Origin of the sequence: Allobosea thiooxidans, from assembly GCF_900168195.1 — a bacterium.
GTDB lineage: Bacteria > Pseudomonadota > Alphaproteobacteria > Rhizobiales > Beijerinckiaceae > Allobosea > Allobosea thiooxidans.
Map to the genome: position 1 here is coordinate 556209 of NZ_FUYX01000002.1, position 18678 is coordinate 574886.

An 18678-nucleotide genomic window follows, 5' to 3' on the forward strand; every position below is an offset into this window, starting at 1 on the left:
CTCTCGTTTCCGCGCCGGAAAGGCTTAAATAGGGTCTGTGCCGGACGGCTTCGCACCGTCCAGTTTTCGGGTTGGCAAGAGGGCGGTCGATGCCGGTATTGCGTGTGTCGGCAGGCTCCATGGCCGGCGAGGGGAACAAACCCCGATTCTCCCTGAGTCAGCGATTCGGCCTCGCTTCGTTCCAGACTCGTTCTCGCCAGACCCGTCCCTGATTCCAGTCCACGCTCCCGCCCGCCTCGGGCGGGCGAGATGATCGGCTCCATCGCCTTGCAGCTCTTTCGCTCGTTGCCCCCCGCCGCCCGCGCCAACGGCGTCACCGCGGTGCTCGGCCCGACCAACACCGGCAAGACCCATCTCGCCATCGAGCGCATGGTCGCCCATCCGACCGGGATGATCGGCCTGCCGCTCCGGCTGCTCGCGCGCGAGGTCTATCAGCGCGTGGTCGACAAGGTCGGGCCGGAGGCCGTCGCCCTCGTCACAGGCGAGGAGAAGATCAAGCCGGAGCGGCCGCGCTTCTGGGTCTGCACGGTCGAGGCGATGCCGCGCGACCTCGCGGTGGATTTCGTCGCGATCGACGAGATCCAGCTCGCCGCCGATCTCGATCGCGGCCATGTCTTCACCGACCGGCTGCTCAACCGGCGCGGCCGGGCCGAGACGATGCTGATCGGCGCGGCGACGATACGGCCGCTGGTCGAGCAGCTGATGCCGGGCGTGAACATCGTCACCCGTCCGCGGCTCTCGAACCTGACCTTCGCCGGCGACCGCAAGATCACCAGGCTGCCGCCGCGCTCGGCCATCGTCGCCTTCTCGGTGGAGGAGGTCTACGCCATCGCCGAGCTGATCCGCCGCCAGAAGGGCGGGGCGGCGGTGGTACTGGGGGCGCTTTCGCCACGCACGCGCAACGCCCAGGTCGAGATCTATCAGTCCGGCGATGTCGACTACCTCGTCGCCACCGACGCGATCGGCATGGGGCTCAATCTCGACGTCAATCACATCGCCTTCGCGGCCGACAAGAAGTTCGACGGGCATCACTACCGCCAGCTCAGCCCGGCCGAGTTCGGCCAGATTGCCGGCCGCGCCGGCCGGCATCTGCGCGACGGCACCTTCGGCACCAGCGGGCGCTGCCCGCCCTTCGATGCCGAACTGGTCGAGGCGATCGAGAATCACCGCTTCGAGCCGATCAGGCAGATGCAGTGGCGCAATTCCGATCTCGATCTGCGCTCGATCGCCGGCCTCCTTGATACGCTCAACATCCAGCCTTCCGAGCAGGGGCTGACGCGGGCGCTGATCGCCGAGGACATGACGACGCTGGAGGTGCTGGCGCGGGACCCCGACGTCGCGGCGCTGGCCAAGGGCCGCACGGCAGTGGAGCGGCTCTGGGAGGTCTGCGGCCTGCCCGATTACCGCAAGATCTCGCCGATGCAGCATGCCGATCTGGCGACGACGCTCTATCTCAGGCTGATGCGCCATGACCGGCTCGATGCCGACTGGTATGCGACCCAGTTGGCCTCGCTCGACCGGACCGATGGCGAGATCGATACGCTCTCGGCCCGGATCGCGCAGGTCAGGACCTGGACCTATGTTGCGAACAGACCTGACTGGTTGCCTGATCCTGAGCATTGGCAGGGCATGGCTCGTCTTGTAGAGGACAAGCTGTCGGATGCTTTGCACGAACGTCTGGCCCACCGATTTGTCGATCGGCGCACCAGCGTGCTGATGCGCCGCTTGCGGGAGAATGCGATGTTGGAGGCTGAGGTCACCGCGACGGGCGACGTGCTCGTCGAGGGCCAGCATGTAGGGATGCTGCAGGGCTTCCGCTTCACGGCGGACCCCAAGGCGGGCGGGTCAGAGGTCAAGGCCCTCAACCTGGCGGCGATGAAGGCGCTCGGCTCCGAGATCGAGTCGCGGGCGGCGCGCGTCGTGCTGGCGGGCGACGATGCCTTCGTGCTGTCCCATGACGGGCTGGTGCGCTGGACCGGCGAGCCGGTGGCGCGCCTGACGGCCGGCGAGAAGGTGCTGGAGCCGCGGCTGCGTCTGCTGGTCGAGGAGCATCTGGCCGGCCCGGCGCGGGAGCAGGTCGAGGCCCGCCTCAATCTCTGGCTCAAGAACCACGTCACGCGCCTGCTCGGCGCGATCCAGATTCTGGAAGCGGCCGAGAACGTCACCGGCATCGCGCGCGGCATCGCCTATCAGGCGGCCGAGGCGCTCGGCGTGCTCGAGCGCGCCAAGGTCGGCGAGGAGATGAAGGCGCTCGACCAGGAGGGCCGCGCCGCGCTGCGCCAGCTCGGGATCCGCTTCGGTGCCTTCCACATCTACATGCCGGCGCTGCTGAAGCCGGCGCCGCGTGCGCTCGCCGCCCAGCTCTGGGCGCTGAAGCATGGCGGGCCGGAGACGGCCGGGCTCGACGACATCGCCCATCTCGCGGCTTCCGGCCGGACCTCCTTCCCGGTCGACAAGGCCGTGCCGAAGGGGCTCTACCGGGCGGCAGGCTACCGCGTCTGCGGCGAGCGGGCCGTGCGCGTCGACATCCTCGAGCGCCTCGCCGATCTGATTCGCCCGGCCATCGCCTATCGCCCCGGCGTGACGCAGGGCGTGCCGCCTGCGGGCGCCGCCGACCAGGACGGCTTCGTCGCCACTGGCGCGATGACCTCGCTCGTCGGTTGCGCCGGCGAGGATTTCGCCTCGATCCTGCGCTCGCTCGGCTATGTCTCGGTGAAGCGTCCCGGCCCTGCGATCACCGTGCCGCTGGCGCCGCCGCCAGCCGCGACCGAACCGGCGCAGCCCGTTGCGGCCGAGGCCGCCGCGGAGCAGGGAACGGAGATCGCCGCCGCTGGCGAGACGGCTGCCGCGCCGGCCGAAGGCGAAGCCGTCGAGGCTCCCGCCGGCAGCGAGGGGGCAAGCGAGCCCGCCGCTGTGCTGAACGAGGATGCGCTGGCGGAAGGCGAGACCCCGGCCGTCGAGGCGGCTGCCGTCGAGACCGCCGATACCCCGATCCTGACCGAAACCGAGCTGGACCAGGCGCGCGAGCCGGTTCCTGCCGATGCGCTCGTTGCCCTGCCGGCGACGGCCGAGACGGTGGAGCCGAGCGAGGCGCCTGCGGAAGCCGCACCGGCCGAGCCGGAACTGATCGAGGTCTGGCGGCCGCATCGCCATCAGGGCGGGCGTCGGCCGGAGCATGGCCAGCGCGGCCGCCGCGACGGCGACCAGCGCCGCGGCGAACGGCCGCAGCGCGACGGCCGCCCCGGCGGCGAGCGCCGCGATCAGCGTCCCGGCCAGCAGCGCCCGGCGGCTGCGCGCGCCGAAGGCGAGGGCGCCCAGGGCCAGCGGCAAGAGCGGCCGCGCCATGACGAGCGGCCGCGCCGTGATGACCAGCAGCCGCGACAGGGGCGCCCGGAGGGCGGCCGCGGCCCGCGGCCCGACTTCAAGCGCGACGGCCGCCCAGGCGGCCCGCGGCGCGAGGAGCGTGGGGGCGAGCGTTTCCAGCAACCGCAGCGCCCGCGCCCGGCCAATCGCGAGCCGGATCCGGATTCGCCCTTCGCCAAGCTCGCCGCGCTCAAGGCGCAGCTCGAAGGCGGCAAGAACTGAACGGCCGCAGGAGGCGCTGACCGCTTGCAGGAGCATCGCCAACGCCTCGACAAATGGCTCTGGTTCGCGCGCTTCGCGCGGACGCGGCCTGCCGCCGTGCGCCTGGTGGAGGACGGTCATGTCCGAATCGAGGGGCGCCGCGCCGAGAACCCGGCGCAGGGCATTCGGGTCGGGGCCGTGCTGACGCTCGCCCTGCCGCACGCCACCATGGTCGTCAGGGTCCTGGGCTTTGCCGAGCGGCGGGGGCCTTTCGAAAGCGCGCGGCAGCTCTATGAGCGGCTCGACGAGGGCGGCAGCGGCGATGCGTCGCTTGCGAAGCCGGAGAGCGCGGATTAAATCCGCGCCGTCATCGAGGGGCACCGAAAGCGGGCTGGGGCGGAATCGTCTCCACGGTGCCTCCCGAATGAAAAATCGTTCTGCCGAAGATCACGAAAACGGCCTTGAAACCTGCGCGGGGCAAGGGTTTATGGGGCTGTTTAGAAGCGTTGGAAGGGCCGACCCATGACCTATGTGGTCACCGAGAACTGCATCAAGTGCAAGTACATGGATTGCGTCGAGGTCTGCCCGGTCGACTGCTTCTATGAAGGCGAGAACATGCTCGTCATCCACCCCGACGAGTGCATCGACTGCGGCGTCTGCGAGCCGGAGTGCCCGGCCGAGGCGATCAAGCCGGATACCGAGCCCGGCCTCGAGAGCTGGCTGCAGCTCAACGGCAAGTACGCGGCGAGCTGGCCCAACATCACCCAGAAGAAGGAGCCGCCGGCGGACGCAAAGGAGTTCGACGGCACGCCTGGCAAGCTCGAGATGTTCTCGCCGGAGCCGGGTGAGGGAGACTGATCTTACCCCGCTCATACCCTTCGCGCTGCATTTACCACGACTTCGCCATGCCGGGGCGGGGGGACGCCTTTGGGCGTTTACCTTTGATTCGGCGTGTTTTTTGTGTTACAAGCTAGCCCTAGTCGAATTCGTTCCGCATGCTCCTGCGCGATTCCTACAAATGGAGCGCCCCCAGAGACCCAGCACAACGAAATGGCCGGCGCGAATTGCCGGGTTTCGATTGTCGTCTCGTTAGCGGGCCAATGAAACAATCGACTGCGGGAGCGTGAAGCGGTGCCTCTTCGAAGCGTCGCGTCAGGCGGAAAGTCTCCGGCCACCCGGACGGAGACGGATCATTTCGCGCTCGCGTCGAGCGGGCCGGTCAGGAGTCGTAACGGCATGTCCACTGCGAAGAAAGCTGTTGTGCGCCAGGGTTTCAAGACGGGCGAGTACGTCGTCTACCCGTCCCATGGCGTCGGCCAGATCACGGCGATCGAGGAACAGGAAGTCGCAGGCTTCAAGCTCGAACTGTTCGTGGTCAGCTTCTCCAAGGACAAGATGACGCTGCGCGTCCCCACCGCGAAGGCCGCCAGCGTCGGCCTGCGCAAGCTTGCGGACGGCGAATCCGTCGCCAAGGCGCTGACCACGCTCACCGGTCGCGCCCGCATCAAGCGCACCATGTGGTCGCGCCGCGCGCAGGAATACGAAGCGAAGATCAATTCGGGCGATCTCGTCGCCATCGCCGAGGTGGTGCGCGACCTCTACCGCTCCGAGGCGCAGCCCGAGCAGTCCTATTCCGAGCGCCAGCTCTACGAGGCCGCGCTCGACCGGATGACCCGTGAGATCGCGGTGGTCGACGACATCACCGAGACCGAGGCGCTCAAGAAGATCGAGGGCCAGCTCGCCAAGTCGCCGCGCCGCGCCGGCAAGGCCGAAGCGGCCGATGCCGACGCGGATATCGAGAACGACAACGAGGATCTGCAGGAAGAGGCCGCCTGAGCGGCGCCTTCCATCCAGCTTTGCGAAACCCGGCGGGCGACCGCCGGGTTTTTTGTTGGCCAGGGCAGGGCTCCGAGGCCCTTGACGGGGCATGAGGATCATCCCGGCCGGAGCGAAGCGGAGAGCCGGGATCCCTGGCCGAACCTGCTTCGAAAGAGCCCCGGCATGGATCACCTTTATTGCGTCCGACAGGACGCGCGGCGATCTGGATTCCGCTGATTTTGCGCGGAACCACCGCGTCATTCCGGGGATTCGCGCAGCGAAGAGCCCGGAACCCAGAATCGACGCCGCTGATCGAAAAAGCCAAAGGCCGTGGCTCGCCCGTCGAAGGACATCGGTTCTGGGTTCCGGGCTCGGACCTTCGGTCCGCCCCGGAATGACGCAGGCGGTTCCGTGAAAGCACTGCGTGCTCTAAGCCGTGCCGGTTCCGGCCTTGAGGAAGGCGACCGTCCGCGCCCAGGCCTGCTTTGCGGCGGCGGCGTTGTAGCGCTCGGCGCTGGTGTCGTTCATGAAGGCATGGTCGACATCGGGGTAGACGATCGCCTCGTACTGGGCGCCGGCGGCCTTCAGCGCCTTCTCGTAGTCCGGCAGCATCTGGACGAGGCGCGCATCGCGCGAGGCCTGCTGGATCAGGAGCCGCGCCTTGATCTGCGGCACCTTGGCGAGATCGGGCGAGCGTCCGTAGAACACGACGCCGGCGGCGAGCTCGGGGGCGGAGACGGCGAGGTCGTTGACGGCGCCGCCGCCCCAGCAGAAGCCGACGGCGCCGACCTTGCCGTTCGCATCCGGCCGGGAGGCGAGATATTTCAGGGCGGCGCGGCCCTGCGCCACCACGGTCTCGGTCGAAAGCTTCGGGAAGAGGGCGCGGGCCGCGTCGGGATCGTTCGGCGTGCCGCCGAGCGGATTGAGGAAATCGAGGCCGAGCGCCGTGAAGCCCTCCAGCGCCATGCGGCGGGTGATGTCCTCGATATGCGGGTTGAGGCCGCGGTTCTCGTGGATGACGAGGACGCCGCCGCGTTTTGCCCCGGCCTTCGGCGTGACGAGATAGCCCTTGAGCGCGACACCATCGATCGTGGTGTCGAGCCGCGAGGCCGCGATGCGGGCATCGTCCGGCGCGATCTGCTGGGCGCTGGCATAGTTCGGCTCGAGCAGCGCGAGCGCCGCCTCCGCTGCCGCCGCGGAGCCCGCGATCGCGAGCAGGCGGTTCATGAAGATCCGCCGGTCGAGCGGCTTATGCGTGTATTCGTCGTAGAGTTCGACGATCCTGCGATCGAGCGCCATTCCTGCCTCCCCTGTGATTGGGGCGGATCATAGCGGGCTATTCGCCGAACGCAGGGGAGCAGGGCCCGGTCTCGCAGCCTTGTGAAGGCTATTCGGCGACGACCTTGTAGCGCTGGCCGGGCGTCAGCGCAGCGTTGCGGTCGAGCCCGTTCAGCAGCTGGAAGAGCTCGCCCGGCCGGTCCTGCTCCGGCATGCGCTCGGCCATGCTCGCGATCGTGTCGTCGGCCTGGGCGGCCACCAGCCGGATCTGCATCGGCCGGACAGACTGCGCTTCCGCCGGGGAGAGGGTGCGGAAGCTGTCCACGATGCTGCGCATCGGCCGCTCCGGATCGCTGGTGCCGCGGGCGGCGAGGATGAAGCGATAGACGCGCTCGCCGACCTGCACGGCGGCGAGGCGGAAGGTCCAGTCGGTGCCCTTGCCGTGGGCGATCACCGCCGGCTGACCGCCGATCTCGACCTTCTCGATCCCGGTGGTCTCGACCCCTTCGATCCAGCCCGCCGCGACATAGGATTCGAGCGTCTGCCCGGCCTTGAGCGTGACGGAATCGAAGCGCAGCGCCTGGGCGCCGTTGGCGCTGACGCCGATGACCATGTCCTGCGCGGCCTCGAGGCTGAAGCCCTCGGGCGCGGCGAAGGCGATGCGCAGCGTGCTGTTGAGATAGCGCCGGCCGCGCACGACGCCGTCGCGCGGGTCCTCGCCATAGGGCAGTCCCTCGATGGCGTTGAGCCAGCGGCCGGAATCGCGCTCGCCAATGCCGGGGGCGGCGATCTGGCGGGCGGCGGCGGTGACGGCGGCGATGCGCTCCGGCGTCTGCGGATGGCTGGAGAGAATGTCGAGGCGCTTGTCGTCGGCGCTCTGGTTCTGGCCGCTGTTGCGGAAGGCGGTGTTGCGGCCGAGGGTGGCGAGGAAGCGGCTGGCGCCATAGGGGTCGTAGCCGGCGCGGGCGATGTTGCGCACGCTGATCTGGTCGGCCGTGAGCTCCTGCTGGCGCGAGAAGCGGGCCAGCGAGAGCTTCGAGCCGGCGCGCACCGCCGCGCCCCGCGAGGGGTCCTTCAGGACCTGCGAGACGACCTGGGAGACCAGGGCGGATTCGGCCTCCTTCTCGGCGCGCTCGACCGCGTGCCGGGCGGTGACATGGGCGATCTCATGCGCCAGCACCGATGCGATCTCGGAGGTGTCGTTGGCGAGGACGAGCAGGCCGCGCGTGACATAGAGCCGGCCGTTGGGCAGGGCGAAGGCATTGACCACGGGCGAGTTCAGGATGGTGATCTCGTAATGGCCGATCTGGCCGTCCCCGGCCTTCGCCAGGCGCTGCACCACCTCGTCCAGCGCGGCGCGGGCGCGGGGCGCCCGGTACTCGCCGCCGAAAGCGGCGAGGAGGCGCTGATGCTCCTGATCGGTCGCGCGCTGGGCCGTGCCGATGCGGGGCGCGATCTCGTCGCTGGTGCCGGCGGGCAGCAGCGGGCTCTGCTCGCCGAGACAACCGACGAGCAGGAGGCCCGGCAACAGCACCGCCGCCAGCCGCTTCGAATGTCGCGAAAGCGATCCTCGCCAGGATTCCAGCATGTCCTCAGTCGATCAGTTCCAGCGCCGCCCGTGATCCGGCCTCCAGCAGGAGGCCATCGCGCCCGGAAAGAATACCATAGGCGCGCAGGCGTTTACCGCCCAGGCTGCCCGCGGTCCAGCCGGCGCTCTGCAATTCCCGCCACAAGCGGCGCGGGATGACGATCGAAGCGGCCTCCTTCGGGCGGCGCGAGAAGTTCAGATAGGTCCGCTGGGCGCGCTCGCCGACCGAGGCGATCCGACCTTCCAGCATGACGTAGCGCCCCTCCTGCGCCTTGACGGCGGCGAGATCATGGCCGTCGACGGCCGACGGCGGGACAGCTTGACGGCGGTTCGTTACCGATGTGTGAACGGCGGCTGCGCCGGGCGGGCAGGGCTGCAAGCCCGGTTCCGGCAGCGGCAGGGCAGCGCCGCTGCGACCGAGCAACTGGGCCAGCTCCCGCCGATCTCCGCCGGAAGCCTCGGGTGGGATGAAGAGACGCGCCGGAAAGCGACCCCAGCGGTCCTGCTCGCCGCGCAGCTCCAGTTCCAGCGCACTGCCGAGAAACGGTTGCAGCCCGGCGGCGAAGCGCGCGGCTTCCTCGGCGTCCTGGCGTGGGGCGAGGCCGAGCAGGCGGATAGTCCGCCCGTCGGCGAGGACGAGATCGCCGGCAGCGTCGATGCGTGCGAGCCTGGCAGGGGTAGTTTCCACGGCGGGGCCGGGACAGTCCGCACCGGCCCGCCCGGGCAGGGCGGGAAGGATCGCGAAGGCGACGAGGACAAGAAGGGACTTCACCCGCATCGCGATTATGCTACACGGGTTTGCGTGCGTCCCGGTAGCTCAGCAGGATAGAGCAACGGTTTCCTAAACCGTAGGTCAGGGGTTCGAATCCCTTCCGGGACGCCATTGCCCACTCCAGCCCGCATTCGATAACGCCGCCGCGAGCGGCCTCGATTGTCGCGGCGGACGGATTCCCCTTTCCGATCCGATGTTCTAAGCACGGGGCATGGAGACCGCCTCGGCGCACGAACTCTTCACCCATGTCCGGATCGTGATGGGCATGGTCATCGGCCTCGGCATCACCCGGATGCTGACCGGGCTCGCTGGCTTCATCCAGCATCCCGGCCGCCAGCGCGTCTCGCTGCTCCACATGCTCTGGGTCGGCTCGATCCTGCTGGAGCTCGTGCTGTTCTGGTGGTGGGAGTTCGGGCTCTCGCGGATGCCGGCCTGGAGCTTCGGCATCTACCTGTTCCTGATCGGCTACGCGGTCGTGCTCTACCTGCTGTCAGCGCTGCTGTTCCCCGAGAGCATCTCAGAATATGCCGGCTACGAGGATTTCTTCATCCGGCGGCGGCGCTGGTTCTTCGGGCTGATGGCGGCGGCCTTCGTGCTCGACGTGGTCGACACGCTGATCAAAGGCGAAGCGCACTGGAACCAGCTCAGCGCGGATTACCTGGTCCAGGTGCCGCTGGGGCTGACGCTCTGCCTGATCGCCTCGATCTTTGCCGGCCGTGGCGTCCAGATCGCCATGGCGGCCGTGCATCTGGCCTACCAGCTCTACTGGATCGGGCGCGTCGTCTACACCATGCAGTGACGACAGCAGCCGGCCGGTCAGCCCCGCGTCGCGAAGGGGGCGAAATGCCGGACGACCTGGTGGTAGACGCCTTGCTTGAAGGGGATGATCAGGCCGGGGGTCTCGTCGAGCGGCGCCCAGCGCCAGGCGTCGAACTCGGCCTTGTGCCCGCCCGCCGGGGTCAGAATGTTGATCTCGTCCTCGGCGCCGACGAACCGGAAGGCGAACCATTTCTGTGCCTGGCCGCGCCAGCGGCCCTTCCAGGCTTCCTTGCCGATGTCGGCAGGCAGGTCGTAGCTCAGCCAGCCCGGCGCCTCGGCGAGGAGCTCGACCGAGGTGACGTTGGTTTCCTCGGCGAGCTCGCGACGGGCGGCCTCGAGCGGCGTCTCGCCCTTGTCGATTCCGCCTTGCGGCATCTGCCAGGCATAGCCCGGCGCGACATGCTCGCGCTGGCTCTTATTGGCGCGCCGGCCGACAAAGACGAGCCCTTGCGCATTGAACAGGGCGAGCCCGACGCAGGGCCGGTAGCCTTCGGGTGCGGTCTCGGTCATCGCTGCGATCCGGCGGATAGGGATCCGGTGGAAACGGATCCGGTCGTCTTGGGGTTCCGGAAGCCGCGGGCGGCGCTGACCGGAACCAGCGCGATCTTCCTGGCCTCGAGCGACTGGGCCCAGCGGCTGATCCGCTCGATCGAGACCGGCAGGGCGCTGGCCGCCGCGACCACGACGCCCTGGTCGCGCGCCAGGGTCTCCAGTGCGGCCAGCTCCTTGTCGATCGCATCGGCGCGGGCGACGGCGTCGATGACGCGGTCGACCTTCACTGCGGGGATCTGGGCGCGCGTGGCGGCGCCGGCAAGCAGGCTGCGCGGCGAGGAGCCGTCATCGACCACCATCAGGCCGCGGCCGGCGAATTCGCGCAGGATCGGAGAGAGGGCGACTTCATCGGAGGTAAGCCTTCCGCCCAGGAAATTGACGATGCCGACATAGCCGGTGAAGCGGCCGAGCGACCAATGCAGCTTGTCGATATTGTCCTGCGCCTTCGGGCCGGTAAGCAGGGTGTGCGGGCCGGGGTCGTTGTCGGGATAGTCGAACGGCTCCATCGGGAGCTGCAGGAAGACCTCGTGGCCTTCGCCGCGAGCCCGCTGGACGGTGCGCTCGAGCTCGTTGCCATAGGGGGCGAAAGCCAGCGAGACCGGCCCAGGCAGCTTTGCGATGGCGTCGGCCGTGCCGCTCTGGCTGATGCCGAGCCCACCGATCAGCAAGGCGATGCGGCCGGCCGGCTTCGTCGCCGGCTCCGCCCCGAGCGGGCGGGCATAGATCTTGGCCGGGGCCGCACCGTCCGGCCCGAGCTTGGGCAGCAGGCCGTAGCGGCTGCGCTCGACTAGGCGGTTGTCGGGGGCCGGCGCCAGCCGGATCGCGCCCGCAGCATCGGGAACAGTGATGACGATGGCACCCGGCGCGTCCTCGCCCGCGCGCACGACGGTGACACCCGCGCTGTCTTCGAGCTGGGCGGCGCTGGCCGGGCCATGCGCGGTCGGGGAGGGATCGGGGCCGGACAGGGTGGTGGAGGCCGGCGCCACGCGTTTCTCAATGGAGGCGATGGCGACCGGCTCGCCGCCATGGGGGTCGCGATGAATAGCCACCATCAGGAGGAGCCCGAGGATCACGGTGCCGACGCAAGCGGCGGCGCCCGTCGCGAGCCAGCGACTCCACGGCTTGCCGGATGGCCCGGCCCGATCCTGGCCGAGCGGCCGATTGAGCTCCGTCAGCGGCGTTCCGGCCAAGGTCAGCCGTCCTCGAGGTTGCGACGCGGACCCGAATCAGCGGCCCGCGCGCTAGTCTTGTCGCCTAAGAGGCCCGGCGTCGAGCCCGGCGTCAGTTCGGCTGCTTCGGCGCCTCGGGCGCCGGGGCCGGCGCGGCGGCGGGCTTGTCGGCCGGAACGGCGGCGTCCTTCTTGACGCCGCGCAGCTGGTTGAAGGCGGCGATCAGCTGGGTGTCCTTCGCCGGATCGTTCGGAACGTAGGAGGCGGAGCCGGACTGCTCCTCGCCTTCGCCGGCCTTGAGATGGCCCTTCAGCGAGGCTTCGCCCTTGTTCTCGACGAGCTTGTCCTTGATCTCCTGCGGGATGTCCTGCTGGACCTCGATGTCCGGCGTGATGCCCTTGGCCTGGATCGAGTTGCCCGACGGCGTGTAGTAGCGCGCCGTGGTCAGGCGCAGGCCGCCATTGGAGCCGAGCGGGATCACGGTCTGGACCGAGCCCTTGCCGAAGGAGCGCGTGCCCATCACGACGGCGCGCTTGTGGTCCTGCAGTGCGCCGGCGACGATCTCGGCCGCCGAGGCGGAGGAGCCGTTGATCAGCACGACGACCGGCTTGCCCTTGGTGAGATCGCCCGACTTGGCGTTGAAGACCTGGGTCTCCTCGGCGTTGCGGCCGCGGGTCGAGACGATCTTGCCGCGCTCGAGGAAGGCGTCGGAAACCAGCACGGACTGGTCGAGACGCCCGCCGCGGTTGTTGCGCAGGTCGATGACGTAGCCCTTGAGCTTGTCGGCGCCGATCTCGTTGGTGAGCTTGTCGATCGCCTTGCGCAGGCCGTCATAGGTCTGCTCGGAGAAGGTGCCGATGCGGATATAGCCGATGTCGCCTTCGGCCCGCTCCTCGACCGCGGGCACGACGATGGTCGAGCGGGTCAGGGTGAATTCGAGCGGTTCGGCCTTGCCCGGGCGCTCGATCTTGAGCGTGACCTGGGTGTTGATGAGCCCGCGCATCTTCTCGACCGCCTGGGTGAGGGACAGGCCCTTCACCTCGGTACCGTCGATCTGGCGAATGATGTCGTTGGCCAGGATGCCGGCCTTGGAGGCGGGCGTGTCCCGGATCGGCTTGGCGACCTTGAGGACGCCGTCCTCCATCGTCACCTCGATGCCGAGGCCACCGAACTGGCCGCGCATGTCGGTATCCATGTCGCGGAAGGCCTTGGAGTCGAGATAGCTCGAATGCGGGTCGAGCGACGAGACCATGCCGTTGATGGCGGCCTCGATCAGCTTCTGCTCGTCCGGCTTGTCGACATAGTCGGTCCGGATCTTCTCGAAGATGTCGCCGAACAGATTCAGGCTGCGGTAGACCTCGGCCGAGGCGGCCACGGCGCTGGTCGAGCTGAGCAACCGCGTCTGGGTGGCCAGTCCGGTCAGGCCCGCGCCCATGATGGCGCCGGCGAGAACGAGGGAAACCTTGCGCATCATCCGCGAACCTTTTCGCCTTGCGATTTCGTCCACCACGGCGTCGGATCGATCGAGACGCCGTCTTTCCTGAATTCGATATAGAGGACCGGCTGCCCGGTTCCCACTCCTACTGTCGTCGCGGCAGCTTCCGATGTTTCGCCCATCGTCGCAACCGGCTCCCCCGCCAGGACGAACTGATTGAGCGCGACATCGATCCGCTGCATGCCGGCAAGCAATATGTAGTATCCCCCGCCTGCGTTCAGGATCAAGAGTTGCCCGAAGGAGCGGAAGGGACCTGCATAGACCACCCAACCGTCCGAAGGCGCCGAAACTAGGGCGTTGGGGCGGGTCTCGAGTGAAATTCCGCGAATCGTGCCCCCGGCGCCGTCCGGAGCCCCGAAACCACGCAATCGTGATCCCGCGACGGGCAGGGAAAGCAGGCCCTTGGCGTCGGCGAAGGCAATCTTCGGGGCGAGCCGGGCCGGATCCCTGAAGGCCAGGGCGGTCATGCGCTCGCGCTGCTCGCGCGTCTCCTGCTCGATCGCCTGGCGCGCGGCCTCGGCCGCCTTGTTGGCGACCGAGATCTCCTTCTCGATCTTCTCGACGAAGTCGCGCATCGAGCGGGCCTGGCCGGCGAGCTCGCTGCCGAGCGCGCGCTGGGCTTCGACGTCCTTTGCGGCGCTGGCTTCGCGCCCGCGTCGCGCCTCGATCAGCGAGGCAAGCCGTTGACGCTCGCCCGCCAGCTGCTCCATCTCCTCGCCGATGCGGCTCTTCTCGACCCCGATGCCGTCGCGCAGGCGCACCAGCTCGGCGAGGTCGGTGGCGAGAATCTCGATCTCCTGGCGCAGATCCGGGACGACGGCGCCCAGCAGCATGGAGGCGCGCACGGCTTCGAGGATGTCCTCCGGGCGCACCAGCACCGCCGGCGGCGGCCGGCGGCCGATGCGCTGCAGTGCGGCGAGCACCTCCGCGATCAGGCCGCGCCGGCCTTCGAGCGAACGGCGGATCGCGGTCTCGCTTGATTGCAGCAGCGCGAGACGCTTCTCCAGCGCGCCGAGCCGTTCCTCGCCGGCCTGGGTCCGCGCGGTGGTGTCGAGCAGGGCCTTGTTGAGCGCGGCGCGGTCGGCGCGGATGGAGGCGATCTCTTTTTCAAGGCTGGCGCGGGCGTCGGCGTTTCCGGCGAGGCGCTGCTCGATCGCCTTGAGCTCGGCCTCGCGCGCCTGCTTCTCGACCAGCTTCTGCATCGCCTCGCGGGCGAGCGCCTCGGGATCGGGCTGGCTCGTCTGGGCGGATGAGGGAGCCGTTGCGAAGCACACCGTCATCGCAAGGAGCATCGCGACGAAGCAATCCAGCGGCGGCCGCGCCCTGCGTCCTCCTGGATTGCTTCGCTGCGCTGGCAATGACGGCCTGTGCAGCCGCGCAGCCGAAGCCTCCAAGACAGCGCGAATCAGGGGCCGGAACGGGCTCATGCGCGATGATAGGGGTGGCCGGCGATGATCGTCATCGCGCGATACAGCTGTTCGAGCACGAGCGCACGCACGATCTGGTGCGGGATGGTCAGGGCGCCGAAGGCCAGCGTGATATCCGCCTTGTCGCGGATCTCCTCGCTCAGGCCGTCGGCGCCGCCGACGATGAGGCTGGCATGGCCGGTCCCGGAGTCGCGGGCGGCGGCGATGCGTGCGGCGAAGGCTTCGCTGCCGAGCTGGCGGCCGCGCTCGTCGAGCGCGATCAGCAGGCCGGGTTGCGCCTTCGCAAGAATTGCCTGGGCTTCCTCGCGCTTGCGCTCTTCGGGCCGCCGACCCCGGCTCTCGGCGATCTCGACGATCTCGGGGCCGCCCAGCCCGATGCCGCGGCCGAGCGCGAGGCCCCGCTCACGATAACGCTCGCAGAGCTCCCGTTCCGGCCCGTCCTTGAGCCGGCCGACGGCGATGACCGCGAGCCGCATGCGCAAGCCTCGTGCTAAGTCGTCAGTTCGCGAGGCGCTCGTTCGGCCTGTCGGTGCCCCACATCTTCTCGAGATTGTAGAACTGGCGCACTTCCGGCCGGAAGACGTGGATGATGATGTCGCCCGTGTCGAGCAGCACCCAGTCGCAAGCCGGCATTCCCTCGACCTGCGGCGAAGGCTTCCCGGCGTTCTTGAGGGCTTCGATCAAGGCCTCGCTGATGGCGGCGACGTGGCGATTGACGGTGCCGGACGCGATGATCATCGCATCGGCCAGCGACGTCTTGCCAACGAGGTCGATCACCGTGATGTCCTCGGCCTTCATGTCCTCGAGAACATGTTGCGCGAGGGCGATGCTATCGGCGGAGGGATTGTCCGCGATAGCGGCCTGGGGAAGCGGCTTCGGCTCGGCTTCACCAAGGTTTTGACGGTTCAGTGACGTATCCTCTCGATCACGACGCGCTCTTGGCGCGACACAGCCAAAATAAGCCGGGAAGCCTCGGAATTCAATCGCGGCCCGCCTTCTGGCGCAGCATCGTGGAGGATAACGCCGAGCGCTTGCCATGCAGGAAAACCCAGGCCGGCGGCCGAGTGTGCGGCAGAACCGCCGCCCGGTTCTCGGAGAGGCGCCAGCGCGAGAGCCAGCTGGCGGCCGGCGAGGCCATGGCGCCGTGGGTCGAGCCCGGCCGGTCGATCACCGCGATCGGCATCATCCGGGCAATGGTCCGCCACTCGGCCCAGCGATGGAAGCCGGCGAGATTGTCCGAGCCCATGATCCAGACGAAATTGACACCGGGGCAACGCCGTTTCAGCGCGCGCAGCGTGTCGGCGGTGTAGCGGGTGCGCAGCGTCGCCTCGATGCCGGTGACCTTGATGCGGGCATGGCCGGCGACGCCGCGCGCCTGGCGGACGCGCTCGGCGAGCGAGGGCAGCCTCGCATTGTCCTTCAGCGGGTTGCCGGGCGTGACCAGCCACCAGATGCTGTCGAGCTGGAGGCGGCGCAGCGCGGTGAGGCTCGCCAGCCTATGGCCGTCATGGGCAGGATTGAAGCTGCCGCCGAACAGGCCAATGCACAGGCCCGGCGGATGGGGCGGCAGGCGCAGATGCGAGTTCGACATGCCGCGAGCTTCGCCTCAGGGCCTGGTCTGGCCGGCGCCGTGGACGCGATATTTGAACGCGCAGAGCTGCTCGACGCCGACCGGGCCGCGCGCATGCATCCGGCCGGTGGCGATGCCGATCTCGGCGCCGAAGCCGAATTCGCCGCCATCGGCGAACTGGGTCGAGGCGTTGTGGATGACGATCGCCGAATCGACCTCCGCCAGGAAGCGGGCGGCGGCGGCCTCATCGGCCGTGACGATCGCATCGGTGTGATGCGAGCCATAGCGCTCGACATGGTCGATCGCGGCGTCCAGCCCGGCGACGCTCCTCACCGCGATGATGCGGTCGAGATATTCGGTCGACCAGTCTTCTTCGCTCGCGGGCGTCACGCGCGCGTCGACCGCCTGGGTGGCGGCGTCGCCGCGCACGGCGCAGCCGGCATCGAGCAGGGCGGTGACGAGCGGGGCCAGATGGGTCGCGGCCGCAGCCTCGTCGACGAGCAGGGTCTCGGCCGCGCCGCAGACGCCGGTGCGGCGCAGCTTGGCGTTGAGCAGGATCTCGCGCGCCATGGCGAGGTCGGCCGCGGCATCGACATAGACATGGCAGTTGCCGTCGAGATGGGCGAAGACCGGCACACGCGCCTCGCTCTGGACGCGGGCGACGAGGCTCTTCCCGCCGCGGGGCACCACGACGTCGACATTGCCGTCGAGCCCGGCGAGGATCGCGCCGACGGCAGCGCGGTCGCGCGTCGGTACGAGCTGGATCGCGTCGGCCGGCAGGCCGGCGGCTTCCAGCCCCGCGCGCATGGCGGCGGCGATCTCGGACGAGGAGCGGAAGGAATCCGAACCCGCGCGCAGGATCGCGGCGTTGCCGCTCTTCAGGCAGAGCGCCCCGGCATCGGCGGTGACGTTCGGCCGGCTCTCGAAGATCACGGCGATGACGCCGAGCGGCGTGGCGACGCGCTCGAAGCGCAGGCCGTTCGGCCGTGTCCATTCCGCCAGCACGCGCCCGAGCGGATCGGGCAGGGTCGCGACCTCGGCGACGGCGTCGGCGATGGCGGCGAGACGCTTCTCGTCGAGGGCGAGGCGATCGATGAAGGAGGCGCTCAAGCCCGCCGCCTTGCCGTCGGCAAGGTCCTGCGCATTGGCAGCGAGGATCTGCGCCTTGCGGGCGCGCAACGCATCGGCCATGGCGAGGAGGGCGGCGTTGCGCTGCGCGGCCGGGCTGAGCGCGACCTTGCGCGCGGCGGCGCGCGCCTTCCTGCCGAACTCCCGCATCACGAGCCCGACATCGCCGGCCTCGTTCGTCGCGATGATGCGCAATGCGCTGTCGCCCGTCATGTCACCCAGCCCAGAAGCCATCGGTAAAAGCCAATCCGGCACAAAGCTTAGCCCAGGCCGAGCGCCATGTCGTCCCGGTGGATCATCTCGGCGCGTCCGGGATAGCCGAGCACCGTCTCGATATCGCGCGAAGCCTTGCCGAGGACGAGCGCGGCCTCGCCTGCATCATAGGCGACGAGGCCGCGGCCAAGCAGCTGCCCGTCGGGATCGCGGATCAGCACGGCGTCGCCGCGCGCGAACTCGCCCTCGATGCGGGCAACGCCGACCGGCAGCAGGCTCGCGCCGCCGCGCAAGGCGCGGGCTGCGCCGGCATCGACATGCAGCGTGCCGCGCGGCTCCAGCGTGCCGGCGATCCAGGTCTTGCGCGCGGTGGCCGGCGTCGAAGCGGTGAGGAACCAGGTGCAGCGTCCGCCGCCGGCGATGCTCGCCAGCGGGTTCTTGGCCCGCCCGTCGGCGATCAGCATGTGGGTGCCGCCGGCGATCGCGATCTTGCCGGCCTCGATCTTGGTGCGCATGCCGCCGCGCGAGAGCTCGGAAGCGGCTCCGCCGGCCATGGCGTCGATCTCGGGCGTGATGCGCTCGACGACCGGGATGTGCCGGGCGGACGGGTCCTTGGCGGGCGGGGCGGTGTAGAGCCCGTCGATGTCGGAGAACAGCACCAGCAGGTCGGCGCCGGCCATGGTCGCGACGCGGGCGGCGAGCCGGTCGTTGTCGCCATAGCGGATCTCGGTGGTGGCGACGGTGTCGTTCTCATTGATGACGGGGATGGCGCGCAGGTCGAGCAGGCGGCCGAGCGTCGCGCGCGCGTTAAGATAACGGCGGCGCTGCTCGGTATCGGCCAGCGTCAGCAGGATCTGCCCGGCGGTGAGGCCATGGGCGGCGAGCGCCTCGGCCCAGTTGCGGGCGAGCGCGATCTGGCCGACGGCGGCAGCGGCCTGGCTCTCCTCCAGCCTCAAGGGGCCGGAGGGCAGGTTGAGGACCGTGCGCCCGAGCGCGATCGCGCCGGAGGAAACGACGAGCACGTCGGCGCCGCGCTGACGCAGCTCGGCGAGGTCTTCGGCGAGGGCGGCAAGCCAGGCATGGCGCAGCCGGCCGCGAGCCCGGTCGACCAGCAGGCTGGAGCCGACCTTGACGACGATGCGGCGGAACTCGGAGAGCGAAGGCGTCTTCACGGGGCAGATGATCCGTTGCGGCAGCTCTCTGCCTGTTGGGGAAAACCGGGCGATTGTAAAGCTGTCGGGGCGCCGGGCCGGGGCGCCCGGCATGCATCCGGGGCCGCTTCGGT

Annotated in this window: 17 protein-coding genes and 1 tRNA gene; 6 read left to right on the top strand and 12 right to left on the bottom strand. The window is 69.3% G+C overall.

Annotation, left to right across the window (positions count from 1 at the left end; all coding sequences use genetic code 11):
* Nucleotides 1-249 precede the first annotated feature (249 nt).
* The 4 genes from B5Y19_RS05690 (at nt 250) to B5Y19_RS05705 (ending at nt 5400) form a co-directional block, all read left to right on the top strand.
* Nucleotides 250-3585, top strand: a complete 3336-nt coding sequence (locus tag B5Y19_RS05690; protein ID WP_079591203.1) for a helicase-related protein — start codon at nt 250-252, stop codon at nt 3583-3585.
* 24 nt (nt 3586-3609) lie between these two features.
* The gene (locus B5Y19_RS05695; RefSeq protein WP_055730864.1) at nt 3610-3921 is read left to right on the top strand and encodes an RNA-binding S4 domain-containing protein; all 312 of its coding nucleotides are present in this window, start codon (nt 3610-3612) and stop codon (nt 3919-3921) included.
* A 165-nt stretch (nt 3922-4086) separates the two neighbouring features.
* A complete protein-coding gene (fdxA, locus tag B5Y19_RS05700; RefSeq protein ID WP_055730863.1) occupies nt 4087-4422 on the top strand; it encodes a ferredoxin FdxA in 336 nt (111 codons plus the stop codon).
* Between the two features lie 378 nt (nt 4423-4800).
* Complete coding sequence (locus B5Y19_RS05705) at nt 4801-5400, top strand: CarD family transcriptional regulator (RefSeq protein ID WP_055730862.1); 600 nt, start codon at nt 4801-4803, stop codon at nt 5398-5400.
* Between the two features lie 411 nt (nt 5401-5811).
* On the opposite strand, the gene B5Y19_RS05710 is transcribed toward B5Y19_RS05705, so the two are convergent.
* The 3 genes from B5Y19_RS05710 to B5Y19_RS05720 all read right to left on the bottom strand — a co-directional run bounded on the left by B5Y19_RS05710 (nt 5812) and on the right by B5Y19_RS05720 (nt 9026).
* On the bottom strand, nt 5812-6681 hold the full coding sequence (locus B5Y19_RS05710) for a dienelactone hydrolase family protein (RefSeq protein ID WP_055730861.1): 870 nt from the start codon (nt 6679-6681) through the stop codon (nt 5812-5814).
* A gap of 88 nt (nt 6682-6769) precedes the next feature.
* On the bottom strand, nt 6770-8194 hold the full coding sequence (locus B5Y19_RS05715) for a M48 family metalloprotease (RefSeq protein WP_411914139.1): 1425 nt from the start codon (nt 8192-8194) through the stop codon (nt 6770-6772).
* A 58-nt stretch (nt 8195-8252) separates the two neighbouring features.
* Nucleotides 8253-9026 (bottom strand): hypothetical protein, encoded by a 774-nt coding sequence (locus tag B5Y19_RS05720; RefSeq protein WP_055730860.1) that lies wholly within the window; start codon nt 9024-9026, stop codon nt 8253-8255.
* 28 nt (nt 9027-9054) lie between these two features.
* Between B5Y19_RS05720 and B5Y19_RS05725 the strand changes: the two genes are divergently transcribed.
* Together B5Y19_RS05725 and B5Y19_RS05730 are read left to right on the top strand one after the other, a co-directional pair.
* A tRNA-Arg gene (locus B5Y19_RS05725) sits at nt 9055-9131 on the top strand.
* A 100-nt stretch (nt 9132-9231) separates the two neighbouring features.
* Nucleotides 9232-9819 carry a hypothetical protein gene (locus B5Y19_RS05730; RefSeq protein ID WP_055730859.1) on the top strand — a complete coding sequence of 196 codons (588 nt, stop codon included), beginning with the start codon at nt 9232-9234 and terminating at the stop codon, nt 9817-9819.
* A 17-nt stretch (nt 9820-9836) separates the two neighbouring features.
* Here B5Y19_RS05730 and B5Y19_RS05735 read toward each other — a convergent pair whose 3' ends face one another.
* The 9 genes from B5Y19_RS05735 to proB form a co-directional block, all read right to left on the bottom strand.
* On the bottom strand, nt 9837-10349 hold the full coding sequence (locus B5Y19_RS05735; protein WP_055730858.1) for an RNA pyrophosphohydrolase: 513 nt from the start codon (nt 10347-10349) through the stop codon (nt 9837-9839).
* Nucleotides 10346-11581 (bottom strand): divergent polysaccharide deacetylase family protein, encoded by a 1236-nt coding sequence (locus tag B5Y19_RS05740; protein WP_055730857.1) that lies wholly within the window; start codon nt 11579-11581, stop codon nt 10346-10348. The genes B5Y19_RS05735 and B5Y19_RS05740 overlap by 4 nt, the downstream gene beginning before the upstream one ends.
* A 91-nt stretch (nt 11582-11672) precedes the next feature.
* The gene (locus B5Y19_RS05745) at nt 11673-13031 is read right to left on the bottom strand and encodes a S41 family peptidase (protein ID WP_055730867.1); all 1359 of its coding nucleotides are present in this window, start codon (nt 13029-13031) and stop codon (nt 11673-11675) included.
* The gene (locus B5Y19_RS05750) at nt 13031-14347 is read right to left on the bottom strand and encodes a murein hydrolase activator EnvC family protein (protein ID WP_055730856.1); all 1317 of its coding nucleotides are present in this window, start codon (nt 14345-14347) and stop codon (nt 13031-13033) included. The genes B5Y19_RS05745 and B5Y19_RS05750 overlap by 1 nt, the downstream gene beginning before the upstream one ends.
* Before the next feature lie 131 nt (nt 14348-14478).
* Complete coding sequence (rlmH, locus tag B5Y19_RS05755; protein ID WP_055730855.1) at nt 14479-14958, bottom strand: 23S rRNA (pseudouridine(1915)-N(3))-methyltransferase RlmH; 480 nt, start codon at nt 14956-14958, stop codon at nt 14479-14481.
* 22 nt (nt 14959-14980) lie between these two features.
* Nucleotides 14981-15280 carry a ribosome silencing factor gene (gene rsfS / locus B5Y19_RS26405; protein ID WP_055730854.1) on the bottom strand — a complete coding sequence of 100 codons (300 nt, stop codon included), beginning with the start codon at nt 15278-15280 and terminating at the stop codon, nt 14981-14983.
* A gap of 181 nt (nt 15281-15461) precedes the next feature.
* Nucleotides 15462-16073: a nicotinate-nucleotide adenylyltransferase gene (locus tag B5Y19_RS05765; protein WP_055730853.1), complete on the bottom strand. Its 612-nt coding sequence runs from the start codon at nt 16071-16073 to the stop codon at nt 15462-15464.
* 15 nt (nt 16074-16088) lie between these two features.
* Nucleotides 16089-17330 (bottom strand): glutamate-5-semialdehyde dehydrogenase, encoded by a 1242-nt coding sequence (locus B5Y19_RS05770; protein WP_055730866.1) that lies wholly within the window; start codon nt 17328-17330, stop codon nt 16089-16091.
* A gap of 110 nt (nt 17331-17440) precedes the next feature.
* Nucleotides 17441-18574 (bottom strand): glutamate 5-kinase, encoded by a 1134-nt coding sequence (gene proB / locus B5Y19_RS05775; RefSeq protein ID WP_411914142.1) that lies wholly within the window; start codon nt 18572-18574, stop codon nt 17441-17443.
* Between the last annotated feature and the right edge of the window lie 104 nt (nt 18575-18678).

What these genes read in the sequence shown, in the direction of transcription:
- B5Y19_RS05690 (WP_079591203.1), top strand. Translation starts at nt 250, where the DNA reads ATGATCGGCTCCATCGCCTTGCAGCTCTTTCGCTCGTTGCCCCCCGCC.
- fdxA (WP_055730863.1), top strand. Translation starts at nt 4,087, where the DNA reads ATGACCTATGTGGTCACCGAGAACTGCATCAAGTGCAAGTACATGGAT.
- B5Y19_RS05705 (WP_055730862.1), top strand. Translation starts at nt 4,801, where the DNA reads ATGTCCACTGCGAAGAAAGCTGTTGTGCGCCAGGGTTTCAAGACGGGC.
- B5Y19_RS05710 (WP_055730861.1), bottom strand. Translation starts at nt 6,681, where the DNA reads ATGGCGCTCGATCGCAGGATCGTCGAACTCTACGACGAATACACGCAT.
- B5Y19_RS05720 (WP_055730860.1), bottom strand. Translation starts at nt 9,026, where the DNA reads ATGCGGGTGAAGTCCCTTCTTGTCCTCGTCGCCTTCGCGATCCTTCCC.
- B5Y19_RS05730 (WP_055730859.1), top strand. Translation starts at nt 9,232, where the DNA reads ATGGAGACCGCCTCGGCGCACGAACTCTTCACCCATGTCCGGATCGTG.
- B5Y19_RS05735 (WP_055730858.1), bottom strand. Translation starts at nt 10,349, where the DNA reads ATGACCGAGACCGCACCCGAAGGCTACCGGCCCTGCGTCGGGCTCGCC.
- B5Y19_RS05745 (WP_055730867.1), bottom strand. Translation starts at nt 13,031, where the DNA reads ATGCGCAAGGTTTCCCTCGTTCTCGCCGGCGCCATCATGGGCGCGGGC.
- B5Y19_RS05750 (WP_055730856.1), bottom strand. Translation starts at nt 14,347, where the DNA reads ATGCTCCTTGCGATGACGGTGTGCTTCGCAACGGCTCCCTCATCCGCC.
- rlmH (WP_055730855.1), bottom strand. Translation starts at nt 14,958, where the DNA reads ATGCGGCTCGCGGTCATCGCCGTCGGCCGGCTCAAGGACGGGCCGGAA.
- rsfS (WP_055730854.1), bottom strand. Translation starts at nt 15,280, where the DNA reads ATGAAGGCCGAGGACATCACGGTGATCGACCTCGTTGGCAAGACGTCG.
- B5Y19_RS05765 (WP_055730853.1), bottom strand. Translation starts at nt 16,073, where the DNA reads ATGTCGAACTCGCATCTGCGCCTGCCGCCCCATCCGCCGGGCCTGTGC.
- B5Y19_RS05770 (WP_055730866.1), bottom strand. Translation starts at nt 17,330, where the DNA reads ATGCGGGAGTTCGGCAGGAAGGCGCGCGCCGCCGCGCGCAAGGTCGCG.